This window comes from Bacillus sp. FSL M7-0791, assembly GCF_038627085.1.
Lineage (GTDB): Bacteria > Bacillota > Bacilli > Bacillales > Bacillaceae > Bacillus > Bacillus safensis.
Window position 1 is genome coordinate 2,590,896 of the sequence record NZ_CP152022.1, and the last position, 17,875, is coordinate 2,608,770.

Annotated in this window: 17 protein-coding genes and 1 other annotated feature (1 of these 18 running past the window's edge); of the genes, 7 read left to right on the forward strand and 10 right to left on the reverse strand. The window is 40.9% G+C overall.

Annotated elements, in window-relative coordinates:
* Nucleotides 1-145 precede the first annotated feature (145 nt).
* The 5 genes from MHI08_RS13290 to MHI08_RS13310 form a co-directional block, all read right to left on the reverse strand.
* Complete coding sequence (locus MHI08_RS13290) at nt 146-760, reverse strand: LysE/ArgO family amino acid transporter (RefSeq protein WP_125587162.1); 615 nt, start codon at nt 758-760, stop codon at nt 146-148.
* Nucleotides 761-892: 132 nt separating this feature from the next.
* On the reverse strand, nt 893-2,473 hold the full coding sequence (locus MHI08_RS13295; RefSeq protein ID WP_285709323.1) for an acyl--CoA ligase: 1,581 nt from the start codon (nt 2,471-2,473) through the stop codon (nt 893-895).
* Between the two features lie 226 nt (nt 2,474-2,699).
* Nucleotides 2,700-2,912 carry an alpha/beta-type small acid-soluble spore protein gene (locus tag MHI08_RS13300; protein WP_024424829.1) on the reverse strand — a complete coding sequence of 71 codons (213 nt, stop codon included), beginning with the start codon at nt 2,910-2,912 and terminating at the stop codon, nt 2,700-2,702.
* Between the two features lie 89 nt (nt 2,913-3,001).
* Nucleotides 3,002-4,207, reverse strand: a complete 1,206-nt coding sequence (thiI, locus tag MHI08_RS13305) for a tRNA uracil 4-sulfurtransferase ThiI (RefSeq protein WP_101676763.1) — start codon at nt 4,205-4,207, stop codon at nt 3,002-3,004.
* Between the two features lie 4 nt (nt 4,208-4,211).
* Nucleotides 4,212-5,354, reverse strand: coding sequence for a cysteine desulfurase family protein (locus MHI08_RS13310; RefSeq protein WP_268423703.1), 1,143 nt, complete (start codon nt 5,352-5,354; stop codon nt 4,212-4,214).
* Between the two features lie 186 nt (nt 5,355-5,540).
* Here MHI08_RS13310 and brnQ (MHI08_RS13315) point away from each other — a divergent pair, with 186 nt between their 5' ends.
* Together brnQ (MHI08_RS13315) and brnQ (MHI08_RS13320) are read left to right on the forward strand one after the other, a co-directional pair.
* A complete protein-coding gene (gene brnQ / locus MHI08_RS13315) occupies nt 5,541-6,881 on the forward strand; it encodes a branched-chain amino acid transport system II carrier protein (RefSeq protein WP_171464575.1) in 1,341 nt (446 codons plus the stop codon).
* A 214-nt stretch (nt 6,882-7,095) separates the two neighbouring features.
* Nucleotides 7,096-8,439 (forward strand): branched-chain amino acid transport system II carrier protein, encoded by a 1,344-nt coding sequence (gene brnQ, locus MHI08_RS13320; protein WP_034624239.1) that lies wholly within the window; start codon nt 7,096-7,098, stop codon nt 8,437-8,439.
* A 41-nt stretch (nt 8,440-8,480) separates the two neighbouring features.
* On the opposite strand, the gene ezrA is transcribed toward brnQ (MHI08_RS13320), so the two are convergent.
* Nucleotides 8,481-10,184, reverse strand: a complete 1,704-nt coding sequence (gene ezrA / locus MHI08_RS13325) for a septation ring formation regulator EzrA (RefSeq protein ID WP_025092280.1) — start codon at nt 10,182-10,184, stop codon at nt 8,481-8,483.
* Nucleotides 10,185-10,524: 340 nt separating this feature from the next.
* On the opposite strand from ezrA, the gene hisJ reads away from it, so the two are divergent.
* Nucleotides 10,525-11,340: a histidinol-phosphatase HisJ gene (gene hisJ, locus MHI08_RS13330; RefSeq protein WP_339240134.1), complete on the forward strand. Its 816-nt coding sequence runs from the start codon at nt 10,525-10,527 to the stop codon at nt 11,338-11,340.
* On the opposite strand, the gene refZ is transcribed toward hisJ, so the two are convergent.
* Nucleotides 11,310-11,975 carry a forespore capture DNA-binding protein RefZ gene (gene refZ / locus MHI08_RS13335; protein ID WP_024426169.1) on the reverse strand — a complete coding sequence of 222 codons (666 nt, stop codon included), beginning with the start codon at nt 11,973-11,975 and terminating at the stop codon, nt 11,310-11,312. The two genes, hisJ and refZ, sit on opposite strands and share 31 nt — an antisense overlap.
* Before the next feature lie 126 nt (nt 11,976-12,101).
* Between refZ and MHI08_RS13340 the strand changes: the two genes are divergently transcribed.
* The 3 genes from MHI08_RS13340 (at nt 12,102) to MHI08_RS13350 (ending at nt 14,356) form a co-directional block, all read left to right on the forward strand.
* Complete coding sequence (locus tag MHI08_RS13340) at nt 12,102-12,599, forward strand: GAF domain-containing protein (RefSeq protein ID WP_024426170.1); 498 nt, start codon at nt 12,102-12,104, stop codon at nt 12,597-12,599.
* A 303-nt stretch (nt 12,600-12,902) separates the two neighbouring features.
* Nucleotides 12,903-13,505, forward strand: coding sequence for a 30S ribosomal protein S4 (gene rpsD, locus MHI08_RS13345; protein ID WP_024424838.1), 603 nt, complete (start codon nt 12,903-12,905; stop codon nt 13,503-13,505).
* A gap of 296 nt (nt 13,506-13,801) precedes the next feature.
* Nucleotides 13,802-14,356 carry a hypothetical protein gene (locus tag MHI08_RS13350; protein WP_342499691.1) on the forward strand — a complete coding sequence of 185 codons (555 nt, stop codon included), beginning with the start codon at nt 13,802-13,804 and terminating at the stop codon, nt 14,354-14,356.
* A gap of 44 nt (nt 14,357-14,400) precedes the next feature.
* On the opposite strand, the gene MHI08_RS13355 is transcribed toward MHI08_RS13350, so the two are convergent.
* Together MHI08_RS13355 and MHI08_RS13360 are read right to left on the reverse strand one after the other, a co-directional pair.
* Nucleotides 14,401-14,967, reverse strand: coding sequence for a cysteine hydrolase family protein (locus MHI08_RS13355; protein WP_342499692.1), 567 nt, complete (start codon nt 14,965-14,967; stop codon nt 14,401-14,403).
* Between the two features lie 196 nt (nt 14,968-15,163).
* Complete coding sequence (locus MHI08_RS13360) at nt 15,164-15,805, reverse strand: triacylglycerol lipase (RefSeq protein ID WP_024424844.1); 642 nt, start codon at nt 15,803-15,805, stop codon at nt 15,164-15,166.
* A gap of 207 nt (nt 15,806-16,012) precedes the next feature.
* On the opposite strand from MHI08_RS13360, the gene MHI08_RS13365 reads away from it, so the two are divergent.
* Complete coding sequence (locus MHI08_RS13365) at nt 16,013-16,369, forward strand: antibiotic biosynthesis monooxygenase (RefSeq protein ID WP_056768222.1); 357 nt, start codon at nt 16,013-16,015, stop codon at nt 16,367-16,369.
* An 87-nt stretch (nt 16,370-16,456) separates the two neighbouring features.
* On the opposite strand, the gene tyrS is transcribed toward MHI08_RS13365, so the two are convergent.
* Nucleotides 16,457-17,725 (reverse strand): tyrosine--tRNA ligase, encoded by a 1,269-nt coding sequence (gene tyrS, locus MHI08_RS13370; RefSeq protein WP_025092286.1) that lies wholly within the window; start codon nt 17,723-17,725, stop codon nt 16,457-16,459.
* A 52-nt stretch (nt 17,726-17,777) separates the two neighbouring features.
* Nucleotides 17,778-17,875, reverse strand: a binding site (T-box leader) (it continues 134 nt past the right edge of the window).

Genomic DNA, 17,875 nt, shown 5'->3' on the forward strand with positions numbered 1-17,875 from the left:
TCTGAAATAGTTCTTTCGATCATCCCAAACTCAAAGAATTTCATAGGTTTGATTCCGATATATTGTAAGGCTGCTACACTTCCAACATAAAAAAAGCGCAGGATCATTACGTCCAAACGCTTCTTTGTTTGATTCTCTATGTACCTTACACAATCAATTGATACGCAATGTATAACGCAACCAGCCAGATCATGACCGCCGAAGCCTTATTAATACGGTTCATCCATTTGCCGTTTGTATCTAACTTTCCTAACATCTTCCCTAAAAGGGCGAGCCCCATAAACCATAACCAGGATACGATGATACAGGCAAGTGTGAACGCCAGCTTTTCTGCTCCGCTATATTGCAGCGAATTCGTACCAATGACACCTATCGTATCGAGAATCGCGTGGGGATTTAAAAGAGAAACTGAACAGGCAAATACAATTTGTTTTCTTGCAGGCATTAATTTCTGCTTCTCTTCATCACCTGATGATGAGCTTGTGTTCCATACAGACCATCCCATATACACTAAAAAACAGAAACCAATGATATAAAGGCCGATTTGCAGCACAGGAATGGTAAACACCACAACAGAAACACCTATGACAGCTAAAGCAATTAAAAGTGTGTCACAAAGAGCAGCCGTGATGACGACAGGCATTGCTCGATATAATCGAGGCTGCAGCGCTCCTTGTTGAAATACAAATACATTTTGTGCGCCCAAAGGTAAAATGAGACCAAAGGCAAGCACAATTCCATGAATGATCGCAATGGACATCTACTAACATTCTCCTTTTTCAGAAATTCCTACATATTTTAACACAAAGCCCCCTGCCTGCTTTCAACGAATTTCATTTTCCGTACAAAAAAAGCGCCGGATGCTTCCATCCGAACGCTTCTCGCTTCTTTATTATTGACCTTTTCGTGCAAGCTCTCTTTCTCTCAGCTCTACACGGCGAATTTTCGCTGACGGAGTTTTTGGCAGTTCGTCAATGAATTCGATTTCTCTTGGGTATTTGTACGGTGCTGTTGTGTTTTTCACATGTGTTTGCAGCTCTTTGATCAGTTCATCACTTTGATCAGTTCCATCACGAAGGACGACGTAAGCTTTGACGATTGATCCTCTGATTTCATCTGGGCTCGCCACAACTGCACATTCCTTCACTGCTGGATGCTTAATCAGTGCATCTTCTACTTCAAACGGTCCAATTGTATAGCCCGAGCTGACAATGATGTCATCTCTGCGGCTTTCAAACCAGAAGTACCCATCTTCGTCTTTTTTCGCGCGGTCACCCGTAATAAAGTAATTGCCGCGGCGCTGCGCTTTTGTACGCTCTTCGTCTTTATAGTATTCCTTAAACAAAGCCGGCGTTTCAAGATGCACCGCAATGTCACCAATTTCTCCAGGTGCGCAGACGTTTCCATCCTCATCAATGATATCTACTTCGTTGCCAGGGGTTGGTTTTCCCATACTGCCTGGCTTGATGTCCATTCCTTTTAATACCCCTACGAGCAGTGTGCTTTCAGTTTGGCCATAGCCGTCTCGTACTTCTATATCGAAATGCTTTTTGAATGTATCAATGACTTCACGGTTCAGCGGCTCTCCCGCAGAAACAGCACTATGCAGCTTCGGCAGCTCGTACTGACTTAAATCATCTACTTTTGCCATAAAGCGGTATTCTGTCGGTGTACAGCATAGGACATTGATTTCATTATTTTGAAGCAGTTCTAAGTATGTATTTGGATTGAATTTCCCTCCATATACAAAGCCTTCTGCTCCACTCCCTAACACAGATAAGAGGGGGCTCCACACCCATTTTTGCCAGCCTGGACCTGCTGTTGCCCATACTTTATCTCCTTCATTAATGGAGAGCCATGCTTTGGCAGCTGTGCGTAAATGTGCATACGCCCATCCGTGTGTATGAACAACCCCTTTAGGGTTCCCTGTTGTACCTGATGTATAGGATAAAAACGCCATGTCTGTGCGCTTTGTATCTGCCAATTCAAGTTCGTTTGATTGCTCTTCCTTTTGCGCTAGAATGTTTGTCCAGCCATGATCGTTTTCACCGATTGAAAATGTTTTAAAATCGTTTGGTTTTTTGGTTCCGTCGAACGATTGAATGAATGAAGAGTAGACGATCGCTCCTTTTGCTTCTGCGTGTTCAATTCGGTAATCTAAATCTTTCGCACGCAGCATTTCAGAACAAGGAATCACAACCATTCCTGTTTTCAAAATTGCTAAATAAATGCTGTATGCCTCGAGCATGCGCGGCACCATCACAATGATTTTATCGCCTTTTTTGAAGCCTGCTTTTAATAAAACATGTCCAATTTTATTTGCCTCTTCCACTAATGCTGCATATGTCACATGTGCTTCGTGGCCATTGCCGTCCTGCCAGTGCAGGGCCATTTTCTCCTTGTCATGACTGAACGCTTCAATCTCACTGACTAAGTTATATTGTTCTGGTGCAATTAAGTCTTCTCTTTTCATGGTACAGCTCCTTTTAGCCTCTTTCTTATGAAACGAAACATGTTTCAATTTACCTATTCTAACACTCATAACTGAAAAATGCTTGAATTAGGACCTACTCCTAATATTATGCCATAATTTTTTAAATCCGTCTTCTTTTTTAAAAATATTCTAACTATTTATATGTACAAAAAGAAAAGAGCGGGAAGGATCCCGCTCATAAGCCATAGCTTTTAAATTGTGTGTCTTAGAAAGATCCGCCACCCATATGTTGTTGAGCGTAAGATACAAGACGCTTAGTGATTTCTCCACCAACTGATCCGTTAGCGCGAGATGTAGTTTCTGCACCAAGGTTTACACCAAATTCAGAAGCGATTTCGTACTTCATTTGGTCGATAGCTTGTGCAGCGCCTGGTACTAGTAATTGGTTAGAACTGCTTTGTCTGTTTTGTTGAGCCATGTGTTCTCACCTCCTTGTGAATATAGAATGTGTAGAAACACATGACTTCATGCGATTGATTTTATGGTAATTATTATGAAATTTTCGTTTTAGAATAGATCAGCGAATTCGTCTGCCGCTTTCTTTTCATTTGTCACAATAATTGTTTCAATTTGCTCTACTGCCTCGTCCAGCATCGGCTCAAAATCAGCAAAGCTTTCGTAGCGTTCTACCTTCTCAAGCTTTGGCTTTGTTTTAGGAGACGGCGGCGTAAAAATCGTACAGCAATCCTCGAAAGGCTGAATGCTTGTATCGTATGTGCCAATTCGTCTCGCTTCATCAATAATGTCATTTTTATCGACAGCAATAAGCGGGCGGATGATTGGTGTATTGGTCACATGGTTAATAGCATACATGCTTTCAAGTGTCTGGCTTGCCACTTGACCAAGGCTTTCTCCGGTAATAATCGCAAGGGCATCGCGCTTTTCTCTTATTTTGTCAGCTATTTTCAGCATCATTCTTCTTGTTGATGTCATTGTATAGTTTTCAGGTACTTGTTTATGGATCAGCTCTTGAATTTTTGTAAAAGGTACGATGTGAAGCTTCACTTCGCCTCCATATGCTGCCAGGCATTCTGCAAGATCAATGACCTTTTGTTTGGCACGTTCACTTGTATACGGCGGGCTAAAGAAATGCACAGCTTCGATTTCAATTCCGCGTTTCATTGCTTGATAGCCGGCAACTGGGCTGTCAAAGCCGCCTGAAAGCATGAGCATCGCTCTTCCGCTAGAACCAACCGGCAGGCCGCCTGCACCTTTGACATCTTTAAATGTAATGTACGTTGCTTGCTCTCTGATTTCAATGCGTAAATGCACATCCGGCTGTTTCACATTGACCGTTAAGTTTTCCGTATTCTTTAGAACATGTCCGCCAATTTCACGGTTCATTTCATTTGAATCAAGTTCAAATTGTTTATAAGAGCGTTTCGTTGAGACTTTAAATGTATTTCCTTTTTCATACACTTCCTGTACTGCTGTTAGTGCCGCTTCTTTAATCGCATCTAGATTCGTCTCGCATTTAACCGCAAGACTAAAACTCTGAATACCAAATACACTTTTGAGCTGTTCTGAAATCGGTTCAGGGTCTTCTCCGTTCAGCATAATCGTGATGCGATCTCTATCAGATGCAACCTTTAATGCTTCAAAATCCTTTAAGACGAACCGAATGTGCTTTCTTAGTTTTTCAATAAATTTCTTTCTATTCTTCCCTTTTGTTGAGATCTCACCAAAACGGACTAAAATATGATCATATTTCATGCTGTTATCTCATTCCTTTTAATTTTTTCACACTTTGTGCGATCGATGTGATGATTTGCGGCGTTAGCTCTGGTCCTTGTTCATACGTCAAGCTGATTCTCATACTGCTTTTGGCTACTTCCTCTGGTTTTCCCATTGCCAGCAGTACACGGCTTGGCTCTTTTTTCTTGGCTGAGCAGGCAGAGGTTGTAGAAACATATATGCCTTCTTTTTCAAGCATATGGAGGAGGACCTCAATTTGAATACCCGGTACTGAAAAATTCACAATGTGCGGCGCACTTTGCTCCCTCGGTGTATTCATCACAATACCTTCTATCTCTCCAAGCTGTTTTTGCAGCTGCGTTTTTAAGTTCAGCATCTCATTATGATACTTGTCAAGCTGTTCAAATGATTGTTTCATGGCTTTTGCTAAGCTGACAGCTCCAGCAGGGTTTTCAGTACCCGAACGAAGTCCTAATTCCTGCTCTCCCCCAGTAATGAAAGGGGCGAGAGTGACATCTTTCTTTAAAAAGAGTGCTCCTGTGCCTTTTAATCCATGAATTTTATGGCCTGACATCGTCAAAAGGTCTACATCCAGCTGTTTATTGAGTGCGACCTTGCACATTCCCTGCACCCCGTCGACATGAAAAAGTGCGTTTTCGGCATGCTCACGAATGATACCAGCAGCCTCTTCAATCGGCTGGATGGCACCGGTTTCGTTATTGACGTGCATCATGCTGACAAGCACTGTATCAGGGCGAAGCACTTCTTTTAAATGAGTCATATCTGCATGGCCATGCTCATTTACTTGAATATAGGTGATGTCAAAGCCAAATAACGCCTTCAGCTGTTCAAACGATTCAATAACAGAAGGATGCTCTATTTCTGTGGTCACAATATGCTTGCCCCGGTTCATTTTGGCAAGTGCTGCTCCTTTAATGGCGATGTTATTCGCTTCTGTTGCACCAGAAGTAAAAATAATCTCATATTGTTTCAAGCCCGTGTAGTGAAGCATTTGTTTTCTCGTTTCATTTAACAGCCGGCTTGCATCTATCCCGAGCTGATGAAGCGAAGATGGATTTCCAAAATAACGCTCACTCACTTGCTGATATACTTGTAAAACCTCAGGGTACGGTTTTGTGGTTGCACTATTATCAAGATACATCATTGCGAAACTCCTTATCCTCTTGCGTTTAACTAATATGATCCGAATTCCTTTTATTTCAATATAAAGCGGTATATTGACAACCTCATCAATTCACTATATCATGCATAGTGCCATTGTCATATTTTTTCCTAAATTAACAGAATATTTAAACATGGCGGAAAAATAAAATAATAGGGGGATAACCTTATGAAAAATAAGTTAAGTCAAACAGACACATTAGCCATCGGCTTAATGTTGTTTGCACTCTTTTTCGGCGCAGGCAATATGATATTCCCTCCTGTACTTGGACAGTACGCAGGTGAAAACGTATGGCTTGCGATCGGTGGATTTTTACTGACCGGAGTTGGGCTTCCACTCTTAGGTGTCATCGCCGTTGCCCTGACAGGAACTGGTGCAAAGGGGCTTGCTGACAAAGCTCATCCTACATTCGGTACCATTTTCACCGTCATTTTATATTTATCCATTGGGCCTTTCTTTGCGATCCCTCGTACTGGAACGGTTTCTTATGAAATTGGGCTGGCGCCGTTTCTGTCTGAAGCGCAGTCTGAATCATGGATTCCATTATTCTTGTTTTCGATTGCTTTTTTCGGCATTACCTATGCTCTTGCTTTAAATCCAACGAAGCTTGTTGACCGAATCGGTAAAATTTTAACACCAATTTTACTCGCTGTCATTGCTTTAATTGTGATCAAAGCGATCGCGACACCAATGGGTGGAATTGGGAGTCCACATCCAACTTATGAAGGAAGCCCGCTGTTTACCGGCTTTTTAGAAGGCTACAAAACGATGGATGCTCTTGCTTCAATCGTTTTCGGAATTGTCGTTGTCACGGCTGTGAAAGAGCGCGGTATGACAGAACGTAAATCGATTGCCGCAGCCTGTATTAAAGCTGGGCTTGTCGCAGCTGCTGGACTAGCTCTTGTGTACATATCACTCGCTTATGTCGGAGCATCAAGTCCTGAGGCAACAGGTATGGTCGGGGCAAATGAAGGTGGAAAACTCCTTTCGCTTTCGGCGAACTTTTTATTTGGTTCTGCTGGTAATATTGTGCTAGGGGCTGCGATTTTATTTGCCTGTTTGACCACAAGTATTGGCCTGGTTTCATCCTGCGGGGAATATTTTTCTTCACTATTTCCACGCTTTTCTTATCGCACTGTTGTTTTAGTTGTATCTTTATTCAGTACATTTGTGGCAAACCTTGGACTGGCACAAATTATTTCGCTCTCTGTTCCGGTTCTTGTTGCGATTTATCCGTTAGCCATCGTGATCATTCTCTTATCTTTTCTTGATCGCTGGATCAACGGAAGACGGATTATTTATATCGCTTCACTCATTTTTACAGGTATCTTTGCCGTCATCGACGGGTTAGTGGCAGCAAAGATTCCTCTTGGCGGTTTAAATGAAATTTTAGAAGCTACTGTTCCTTTATACAAACTTGGGATCGGCTGGGCTATCCCTGCCGTACTTGGAGCCATTATTGGTCTTCTTATTTCTTTGTTTACGAGCCCACCTAAACAGCCTGCTTAATCAAGCATCAAATCAAAAAACATCCCCTTCATAGGAGAAGGGGATGTTTTTTATTGTTCTTCATATACTAAAATAGAAAAATTCATGACTTTTGTATGAAAACACATGTTGACATCAGGCGTACATCCTTTATAATTAGTGAATGTTAATGAAGAACCGTTTTAGCAGCTAATTAACAGAATATTTCAACATAATATTGGAGGCTTTATATTCAATGAAGGCAACATTGTCGACGAAAGATACGATTATTATAGGTTTTATGTTATTTGCTTTATTCTTCGGCGCCGGAAATATGATTTATCCGCCAGAGCTTGGGCAATATGCCGGAACAAATGTCTGGAAAGCAATGGGCGGATTTTTATTAACAGGTGTCGGTTTACCTCTACTCGGGATTATTGCGATTGCTCTAACAGGGCGTGATGCAAAAGGACTTGCAGATAAGGCTCACCCAGTGTTTGGAACAGCATTCACCGTCATTTTATATTTATCCATTGGGCCGCTTTTCGCTATTCCGCGTACAGGAACAGTTTCGTATGAGATTGGGGCATTACCATTTTTATCAAGTGTGCCAGCTTGGCTGTCCCTTCTTTTATTTACACTTGTCTTTTTCGGTATTACGTATTACCTTGCTTTAAATCCAACGAAAATCGTGGATCGTGTAGGGAAAATATTAACACCGATTAAATTTACGATCATTTTTATTATCATTGTCAAAGCCATTTTGACACCGATGGGCGTCATTGGTACACCAGATGTATCTTATAGCAACGGATCGTTTTTCAAAGGATTTTTAGAGGGCTATAAAACGATGGATGCTCTTGCTTCTATTGTATTTGGAATTGTTGTCATCAACGCGATTAAAGGACGCGGTGTGACAAGTAAAAAGGCACTGGCTTCTGCTTGTATCAAAGCGGGTTTGATTGCAGCTGCTGGATTAACCTTCGTTTACCTGTCACTTGCATATCTAGGTGCTTCTAGTACACATGCCATTGGATTCGTTGGAGATGGAAGCAAAATTTTAGCTCAGTCTTCTCAGTTCCTTTTCGGCAGTCTAGGAAATATTGTGTTAGGAGCTGCCATCACAGTCGCTTGTTTAACAACAAGTATCGGTCTTGTCACATCATGCGGAGAGTATTTCTCAAAGTTACTTCCTAAGCTTTCTTATAAAATGGTCGTGACACTTGTTACATTGTTTAGTTTCATTATTTCTAACTTTGGACTTGCTCATATTGTTGCTTTCTCTGTTCCAGTCTTAACAGCGATTTATCCGCTGGCGATTGTGATCATCGTTCTATCACTTGCTGATAAATGGCTTGGACATAGAAGACCTGTATATGTCCTCTCGTTAATTTTAACAGGGTGCGTGAGCTTATTTGACGGCTTAGCAGCAGCAAAGCTTCCAATCGGTCCAGTAAAAGACATTTTCCAAACAGTGCTGCCTTTTTATGACCTTGGCATTGGCTGGCTTGTCCCTGCGATACTTGGAGTCGCCATTGGGTTCGTGATCTCCCTTTTCACTTCTTCTGCTTCAGAAAAACGTCAGAAGCAAGCATCATAATACAAAAAAAGCTGAAGTCCTATCAATGGACTTCAGCTTTTTTATTGATGCTGATATTCTTTTTCGTGCTGAGCTAATAGCTTCTGAACGGCTCCAGGTGATGCTTTTTCCACAGCTGATGCTGCTACATCAAATGAACCGTTATAATCATACGCATAAAATCTTCGCTCTGCTTCTTTTAATTGTTCTGAAAGAATATGATTTTGGCTTCTAAAACGATTGCCATATTGAATGATTCGTTCAATTTGATCCACTTTTGTGAGCATTTCTTCCGTCTCATTCACAACATGTCTCACTGTGTCAGAGGCTTCTTTTAATTGCCCATTCACAGCTGGCATGTTGAGCGGCAAGTTCTCCAGCTGCTCGTGCACTTGCTGAATCATCTCCTGCGCTTTTTCAGCCTGCTCTTTCATGTCAGCAGGTACACCTGGAATATTGCTTTTTTGCAGCTGACGCACTGTATCTGTCAGCATCGTTTTGAGCTCAGCCAGTGTTTCTCTCGCTTGCAGCTCTTCTTTTCTTAATGATTGAAGATGATCCTTAAATGTATCATGCAATGCTTTTGCATCATCGATAAAGGTCTCAAGCTGATTGATTTCATTCATTAATAGGGAATATGCGACATGATCACGATCAAGCTTCTCGCGAATTTGTTTCATGAGCTTTTCAATTTCTTCTAAGCGTTTTTCGAACGCCTTCTGTTGATCAAGCTCTCCGGCTGTCAGTTTGTAGCTTTCTTTTACAAGAGCTGTTTCTGCCTTTGTTTGGGTGTGATCCTGCTCTAGCTTTTCAAACGCTTCCGTCAGCTCAGGCATTTTGCTTTTGATTTCCTGACCTGCTTCTACTTCCGCTTCCAGCTGATCATACAGCGTCTGAATGGCATCATCAATCATTTGGAGAATGCTTGATGCCTCATCCAGATTGAGTTCATCAATAAGCAGTTTTTCCGCACGGGTCAGCTGTTTGTTTAAATTCTCAAGCTCTTTAGTGATCTGGATGTGCTCGAGCTTGTAGCCTTTGTCTGTCATTTCTTTATATCCGTCTTTCAGCTTCGTCAGCTGGCCTGGTACGGTTTGTTTGCAGTCTGCAATGAGCTTCGGTACATCATTGATATACAGCTGAAGCTGATCGAGTCTGCGGTCTTGCTCAAGCAAAATCTTTCTTGCTTTCATATAGTTGCCGTTTTCTGTCTCTTCCTCGTACTGCTTGATTCCTTCCCAGGCTTCATCTAAGTCCTGCTCCATTTTGTCATAAAGGGTGCCGTATAAATGGCTGTACGCAAGCAGATTTTTTCGAACTGTTTGATATTGTTCTTTGACCTTTTCAATGTCCTTGCGATTTTGCTCCTCGCTTGTGACAAGGTCTGCAATCTCTTTTAAAATGTCTTCAATGTTCGAATCAGCAGCACTCAGCAAGTCCTCAATGTGCGTAAGAACCTGCTTGGCTTTGGAGAATCGATATTTATCAGAATACTCTTCTGCATCATATAATAGCTCCTCTACCTTTGGAAGATGGGCTGTGACGATATCGTCCCACTCTGCACGCCATCTTTCAAAAAATTGCTCTGTTTCTCCGGTCATTTTTAAATGTTTGATCTTTGAAATTTCTTCTACAATTGATCTGTTTAAAATTTCAATTTTCCATGCTTCCAATCGGTCAATCTCTTTATATATATTTTTTCGCAGGAAATAACCGACTGAAAACAAAGCAAGCAAAATGACAATTAAACCGATGATTAACTCCATAATGAGCCCCCTTGTTGTGATCTAAGTGATGTCAGGGTAAAAGTGTCCCGAGTAGACCTGAGAACCCTTTCGTGTCCGCTTTGCATTTGTTTTTTATAAGCAGGATCGTATGTTTTCCAATACCATCCATTCACGGTTTTATGTATGTTTTTTCAAGAAAGTATTTGTGCGCTTTCTATCATTTGATCACACGTATCAATGTGACCTGCTTTTATGTATGCGGAAGCTGTCGTTTTCATTGTTATTATGATACCATGTAACCAGCATTTTTGGTCATGATTTTTCATTATTTTCGCTGATAAACATCACGTTTTTCAAAATATCGACAAGAGGTGACGACATGCTGAAACAAGATGCACATCTACATACACCGTTTTGCCCGCACGGTTCGCTTGATTCTTTTCATTCTTATATTGAAAAAGCCATCAAAAAGGGATTTGATTCCATAACCTTTACCGAGCATGCCCCGCTGCCTCCATCGTTTCAAGATCCAACACCTGAGCAGGATAGTGCCATGAGGCTCCAAGACCTTGAAGCGTATATAACGAAACTGGCTCAGCTGAAACAAGAATACAAAGGACAATTAATAGTAAAAACTGGGCTTGAGGTTGACTTTATCAAAGAGTATGAAGAGGAAACAAGAACCTTTTTAGACTGCTACGGTCCAGAACTAGACGACGCCATTTTATCTGTTCACTTTCTTCCTGCTGGCGATGATTATATTTGCCTTGATTTTGACGAGCATGCCTTCCAGCAGCTAATAAGCATCTATGGCAGCATCGAACAGGTCTATCAAAGCTACTATGACCAAATTCATTCTTCTATTCTATCATCTTTAGGCCAATATAAGCCAAAGAGAATCGGTCATATCACCCTTGTCCAGAAATTCAAACAGATTTTTCCATATGAAATGTCACCTGAACTTTGTCAAAAGGTCACCCTTTGCCTTGAAGAAACGGCAAAAAAAGGCATGTCCTTAGATTTTAATACATCAGGTCTTCGTAAAACATATGCCAGAAGTATCTATTTAGATCAATGGATGATTGAGCTTGCAAAAAAGAAAAAAATTCCGCTCATATTCGGCTCTGATGCCCATCAAGCGGAAGATCTCGGATATGCGTATGATCAATTCGAGGACATCATGAGGTTCAGATGAGAATCTAGTGCCGGCTCTTTTGGTTCTAACAAATAATGAAGCGAGCGGCTCAGCTCCTTAAAGTACATTTGATAGAAATACGGCTCACTTGGGTTCAAATAAAGCACCTCTGTTAAATATTGCGGCTGTAAATATGGCATCATGAGAAGTGATTTTAGCTGAATCATAAAGGATGCGAGTGAAAGCTGCTCACAAATAACATGGGTGCTTTTTCCTTTTTCAATGATAAGCTGAAACAAATACTTTTCTTTTGTTAAATATGTCGACATGATTTCTCTGATGAGTGTCGAATCAATCGTCACCTCCCGATAAACGAAACGGGTTAATTGACGGTGCTTGTGCTGATAAGATAAAATATCAAAAACCACATGTAGTAAGCATTCTTTTGCATGACGAGTTTCCATGTGATGGAGATGTGATTCAATCATGTGAATGTAGCCTTCATAAAAATCGGATACGAGCTGCTCAAGCAGCCCTCCTTTTCCTTGAAAGTAATAAGAAATGTGGGCAACGTTGACGTTTGCTTCCTTCGCAATCTCACGGACAGAGGTTCCAGAAAATCCTTTTTGGTTAAAAAGTCTGATGGCAGCATCCATAATACGATCTTTTGTCTGCACGGTTGTTGATGTTTTCATCCGCTCACCCCTCTTCATGTGTACATACTTCAAGATGAAGGCGGAAGTTCCTTTTACATTTGCTCGACAAATCCCACATGCGAGACGCAAGTTATGTATTTTTAAGATAGAAAGTAGGAGATTTTCATGTTTCATGTCGAAAAACAGTCTGGCGATCCTTCAAAAGACTATCAATTGCTTGTCAAACAGGTAGAAGCCATTACAGATGGTGAACCTGATCTGATTGCCAACTTGGCAAATGCAGCTGCGCTACTCTATCACTCACTTCCTGAAGTCAATTGGGCAGGGTTTTATTTAGCAAAGGGCGGCGAGCTTGTGCTTGGACCATTTAACGGACTGCCTGCATGTGTGCGCATCCCTTCTGGAAAAGGTGTTTGCGGTACAGCTTTTGCGACAGGTGAAGTGCAGCGTATCGCTGATGTCCATGCATTCCCTGGACATATTGCCTGTGATGCCGCATCGCAATCTGAAATAGTCATTCCGCTCAAGGTCAATGGACAGATCATTGGGGTACTCGATATTGACAGCCCTGTGAAAGACCGCTTCAGTGAAGTAGATGAGACCTATCTTATTCAATTTACAGAAATTCTCCAACAGGCGTTATCCGTCTCTACGGATGCGTAATCATGCAGAAAAAGCAGGCACATTGTCTGCTTTTTTATGTTTCTTTATATAATGGAGAACGTCACCTCTGCCTCTAAATAGGTTGACTTCTCCTACCCAGCGTCATATAATAGAGTTTGTGTGAAATATGGCAGCCTTTTTGTTCGGCTTTTTTGTATCATTTTGTTCCTTCTATATTATGAAGGTGTATCTTGTAACTCCCTGCTGCTGGAGCGAGGATGCATGAAAACATAATGACGAAAAAGAGGAAGAACAGACGGTTTTTATTTTTCACAAATAAAAACAATAAGGAGGAGTCACATTATGGCTCGCTATACAGGTCCAAGTTGGAAGATTTCCCGCCGTTTAGGCATTTCATTAAGCGGAACAGGTAAGGAACTTGAAAAACGCCCTTACGCTCCAGGCCCACATGGTCCAGGACAACGCAAAAAACTATCTGAATACGGTTTACAATTACAAGAGAAGCAAAAGCTTCGTCACATGTACGGTGTCAACGAACGTCAATTCCGTACACTATATGACAAAGCTGCTAAACTTCCTGGTAAACAAGGTGAAAACTTCATGATCCTTCTTGAAACTCGCCTTGACAACCTAGTATACCGTCTTGGCCTTGCTCGTACTCGCCGCCAAGCTCGTCAGCTAGTAAACCATGGTCACATCCTTGTTGATGGAAGCCGTGTAGACATCCCATCTTTCTCTGTGAAACCAGGTCAAACGATTGCTCTTCGTGAGAAATCTCAAAACCTTGCAGTAGTGAAAGAATCAGTTGAAGTAAACAACTTCGTTCCTGAATACCTTTCTTTCGATGCTGAAAAGCTTGAAGGAACTTTCACTCGTCTTCCAGAGCGTTCTGAATTAGCGCCTGAAATCAGCGAACAACTAATCGTTGAGTTCTACTCTCGTTAATTTCATTACTTCTCTAAGAGAGAGCAAACAAACCCTAGATCCCTTGATTGTTCAAGGATTTCTAGGGTTTTTTGTATGTTCTTAATTATACATGAAATCATTTGAAGTCATCTTCCATTTTCAACACTTATTTTCCCCGGCTGCCTGCTCCATTCTTACTTCAATCAAAACTGTCTCTATTTTTATATACAAATATAGGAAACATTTCATTGAAGTGCCTTTTTTCTATTGGTACAATAATGATAGATGACGTATCAGTCATATTGTTCTCTATAGTACTTAGATGGAGGAGATCCATGTTTAGTATCATAATCATTCTATTCTTACTCTTAATCTTATCAGTGATTGCCTATTCTCTTTTAAGAAAAAAACAGATTATCGATGAGCCGCCCAATAGATTTGCTGCATGTCTGTTTATCTTTCTGCTATTTTTTTCTATCTGCTTTGTGATCGCGATTCCTAGTGTATTGCTATACATCACCGTTTTAGGTGTGAATTTTCTTTTTGGAGAAACCATCACGTATGATTCATTTTTTTCTTTAATCTCTTTCTCTTTGTTCGTGAGTGTTATCGTCGTTTTTTGGTCACCTGTCCTTCTATTCATAGGAAAAGGACTGGCTTATCTCCTTAAACTTCCTGTATGGCTCACTTATACTTTGGAATGGGTGAGTTCTTGGATCGTTTTACATCTCTCTATCAAGTATGTCCTTTACTTAAATTTAATGAATGTATCGATAGGGGATTCCGGCGTATTAATTTTATCATTCTTTGTCAGTTTTTTATTTATTGAGATTGATCTCTTTTACTCACGTAAGAAACAACGAAAACAATCGCTGGACACATATCATTAGCATGAAAAAAGCTCCTAGATTTCTTTCTAGGAGCTTCCAATCGTTCATTCTTGACTTGTCCATTTTGCGATGAGCTGCTCTGTTGTCATGACAGTCGCAAATTCATCATGCAAGGTTGCAAGTGAGAGCCGGTGGATCGTATCTGGGTCAAAATATGTACCGTTTTGATCTGTTAGTCCAAAGGCGGCTGTTGCATCTGAGATCAGATACGTATCAAAGCCAAGATTTCCGCTCATTCTTGTGGTTGTTGATACGCAGTGAGGTGTTGTTAATCCTGCAATTACGACCGTGTCAATCTGATTTGACCTTAGTTGTTCCTCCAAGCTTGTCCCTATAAAGCTGCTGTTGACTTTCTTTTGTATCACTGTTTCTTCCTCTAGCGGTTTAGCCATATCTTTGAAAAGGTGCCCTTCATTTGCTGGATGAAATACAGAGTCCGGATTGTCGGATGTATGCTGAATATGAATCACTTTCCAGCCCTTCTCTCTCCAAAACGTCAATAGCCGGCTAATATTCTCCTCTGCCTCTAGATTATTGCGTTCTCCCCATTTTTCATGCTCGAACGCTTTTTGTACATCTACAATGATGAAAGCCTTTTGATTCGTTTTCACAAACGTCCACCTCCGAAAATTCTCATTCACTACATGTAGTGTAAGGAATGGTGGACGTTTTGTACATGTTTTTTATTCGGCTATGTACGATGGTCTGTTTCTGTATCATCGTTTTGCCACCCTTTTCAATATCTCTAGCTGCCATATGCCAGTTGACATCAAAAAAGACAGCATATGCCGCTGTCTTTTCGTTTTTTTAATTCGTATTCTGTCCTCCGCCGTTCAGTCCTTCTTTAATATAGCCTTTCACTTGGCTTGAGGTTAATAGACCGATATGGCCAACGCCATGGATCAGAACGTTTCTTGCGCCAATTAAACGAGAGAGGCTGTTGACGACGATAAGATCAGCTGAGCTGTAGACAGATGTGTAAAGAATTTTTTGATTTGGATCTGTGCCTGGTAATGCTCTGCTTGAAACGAGTCCGTTTGCTCCACCAATTGTGACAACGTTTTCAATTTTATCGCCGCCATCTAGATTCTTAATATAGTATAATGTGTTCGCTCCGCCCATACTATGAGCCACAATATCTACTTTTTTGGCACCCGTTTTGTCTAACACATCTTTGACGAATCTGGATAGACGCGGACCATTGTTGCGGTTATTTCCTGTTTTGTCTATGAAATCGATAGCATATAATTGGTTTCGATCCCAGCCTTGTGTGGCCAAATAACTTTTAATAGAAAAAAAGTTATAAGAGGCACCGCCAATGCCGTGTACCATCACAACCGGATTATGCTCAGCCGCCTTCACCTCTTTCGGCTGGATAAAAGCCATTGAACCAATCACCAATGCAAGCGCAATGAGAATTTGCAAACTCCTTTTCTTAACAAACATCACTTTCATTCCCCCTTATTCATCTTATACGACTCTATTTTATACAAGAAAAATATGTCAGAAAAGTGAACAAGGTAATGTTTATGAGATGATTTTACAAAAATATAAATAATCAAAAAGCACCTTGGACTTTTTTAAATTAAAACAAAAAGACTACGAGACCTTCTTTCTTTCATATATAATATCAATAGACTAAGGAGGTTCTACTAGATGCTATTTACTCAAACACCTGCACCACCCTACTATGCCGCGATTTTCACATCAAAACGAACAAATGTCGAGCAAAAAGAATACGCTGCAGCTGCTCAAAAAATGGAAGAATTAGCGAAAGATCTAGATGGGTTTCTTGGAATAGAAAGTGTACGAGATGAACATGGTGTTGGAATCACTGTCTCTTACTGGGATTCATTAGAAGCCATCAAAGAATGGAAAGCACATACAGCACATCAGCGTGTTCAAAAAAAGGGGAAAAAAGATTGGTATGAATCCTACACAACCCGAATTTGTAAGGTAGAACATGCTTATACAAACAAAGATTCACTCCTTGAACAAGAAGCAGACGAATGAGCTACTTCTATATAAAAAAGAAAAACACCTCAATGTATACGAACATGTTGAGGTGCTTTTCCATGATGCTTACTGTTTCATAAAGATTTATTTATACGTCACGAGGAAGTATTTCTTTTTCCCTCTTCTTAAAACAGTAAATTGGTTTTCAATTCGGTCGTCAGCGGAAAGAACATAATCTTTATCTGTTTGTCTTTCTCCGTTGATGGAGACAGCACCATTTGTGATATCTTCACGTGCTTGACGCTTTGATGGAGACAGCTTTGATTCCACAAGGATATCGACTAGTGTTAATTCTTCTGTGCTGCTCTTCTCCATTGATGGAACATCCTTAAAGCCTACTTTCACTTCTTCAGCTGTAAGAGATTTGATCTCACCTTTAAATAGCGCATTTGAGATGTTAACAGCCTGTTCTAGTGATTCACGGCCATGTACAAGTGTTGTCACTTCCTCTGCTAGACGGCGCTGCGCTTCACGCTTTTCAGGTGCTGTTTGCACTTTTTCTTCGTACGATGCAATCTCTTCTTTTGATAAGAACGTAAAGTATTTTAAGTATTTCACGACATCACGGTCATCTGTGTTGATCCAGAATTGGTAGAACTCGTATGGAGACGTTTTTTCTTTATCTAACCAGATGGCGCCGCCTTCTGTTTTACCAAACTTTGTGCCGTCTGCTTTTGTGACAAGCGGCATCGTCAGACCAAATGCTTTTGCCCCTTCTGCTTCAGACTTACGGATCAGCTCAAGTCCAGATGTGATATTTCCCCACTGGTCACTTCCGCCGATTTGCAGCTTACAATTTTCATTTCTGTAAAGATTTAAGAAGTCTAAAGACTGAAGGATAACGTAGCTGAATTCTGTGTAAGAAATCCCTGTTTCGATACGTGAGCTCACGATATCTTTTGCCAGCATGAAGTTTACACCAAAGTTCTTTCCAACATCACGAAGGAACGTGATGACATTCATTTGGCTGATCCAGTCGTAGTTATTCACGATAACGGCTGGATTCTCCCCTGCTTCAAAATCAAGAAATTGAGACAGCTGTCCTTTGATTTTTTCTGACCACTGTTCGACGATTTCTGCTGGGTTGAGTGAACGTTCTGCTTTTTTGAAGCTAGGGTCGCCGATTAGTCCAGTTGCGCCGCCAACAAGAGCAATCGGATGATGACCTGCTTCTTGGAATCTGCGTAATGTTAAAATTGGCAATAGATGACCAATGTGTAAGCTGTCAGCTGTCGGATCAAAGCCGGAGTATAGTTTGATTTTTTCTTCTGCTAATAATTTTGTTAAACCTTCTTCATCTGTTTGCTGCTGAATTAATCCTCTGAACGATAGCTCTTCCATCAATTGACTCATTTCCAAATCTCCTTTTTTTACAATTCAACAAAAAAACGCCCCTTCGAATGAACGAAGGGACGATATATATCGCGGTACCACCCTGCTTAAAAGACAAAAAATCTCGTCTTTTCACTTACACTGATAACGGACAGATCCGTTCTTTCACTA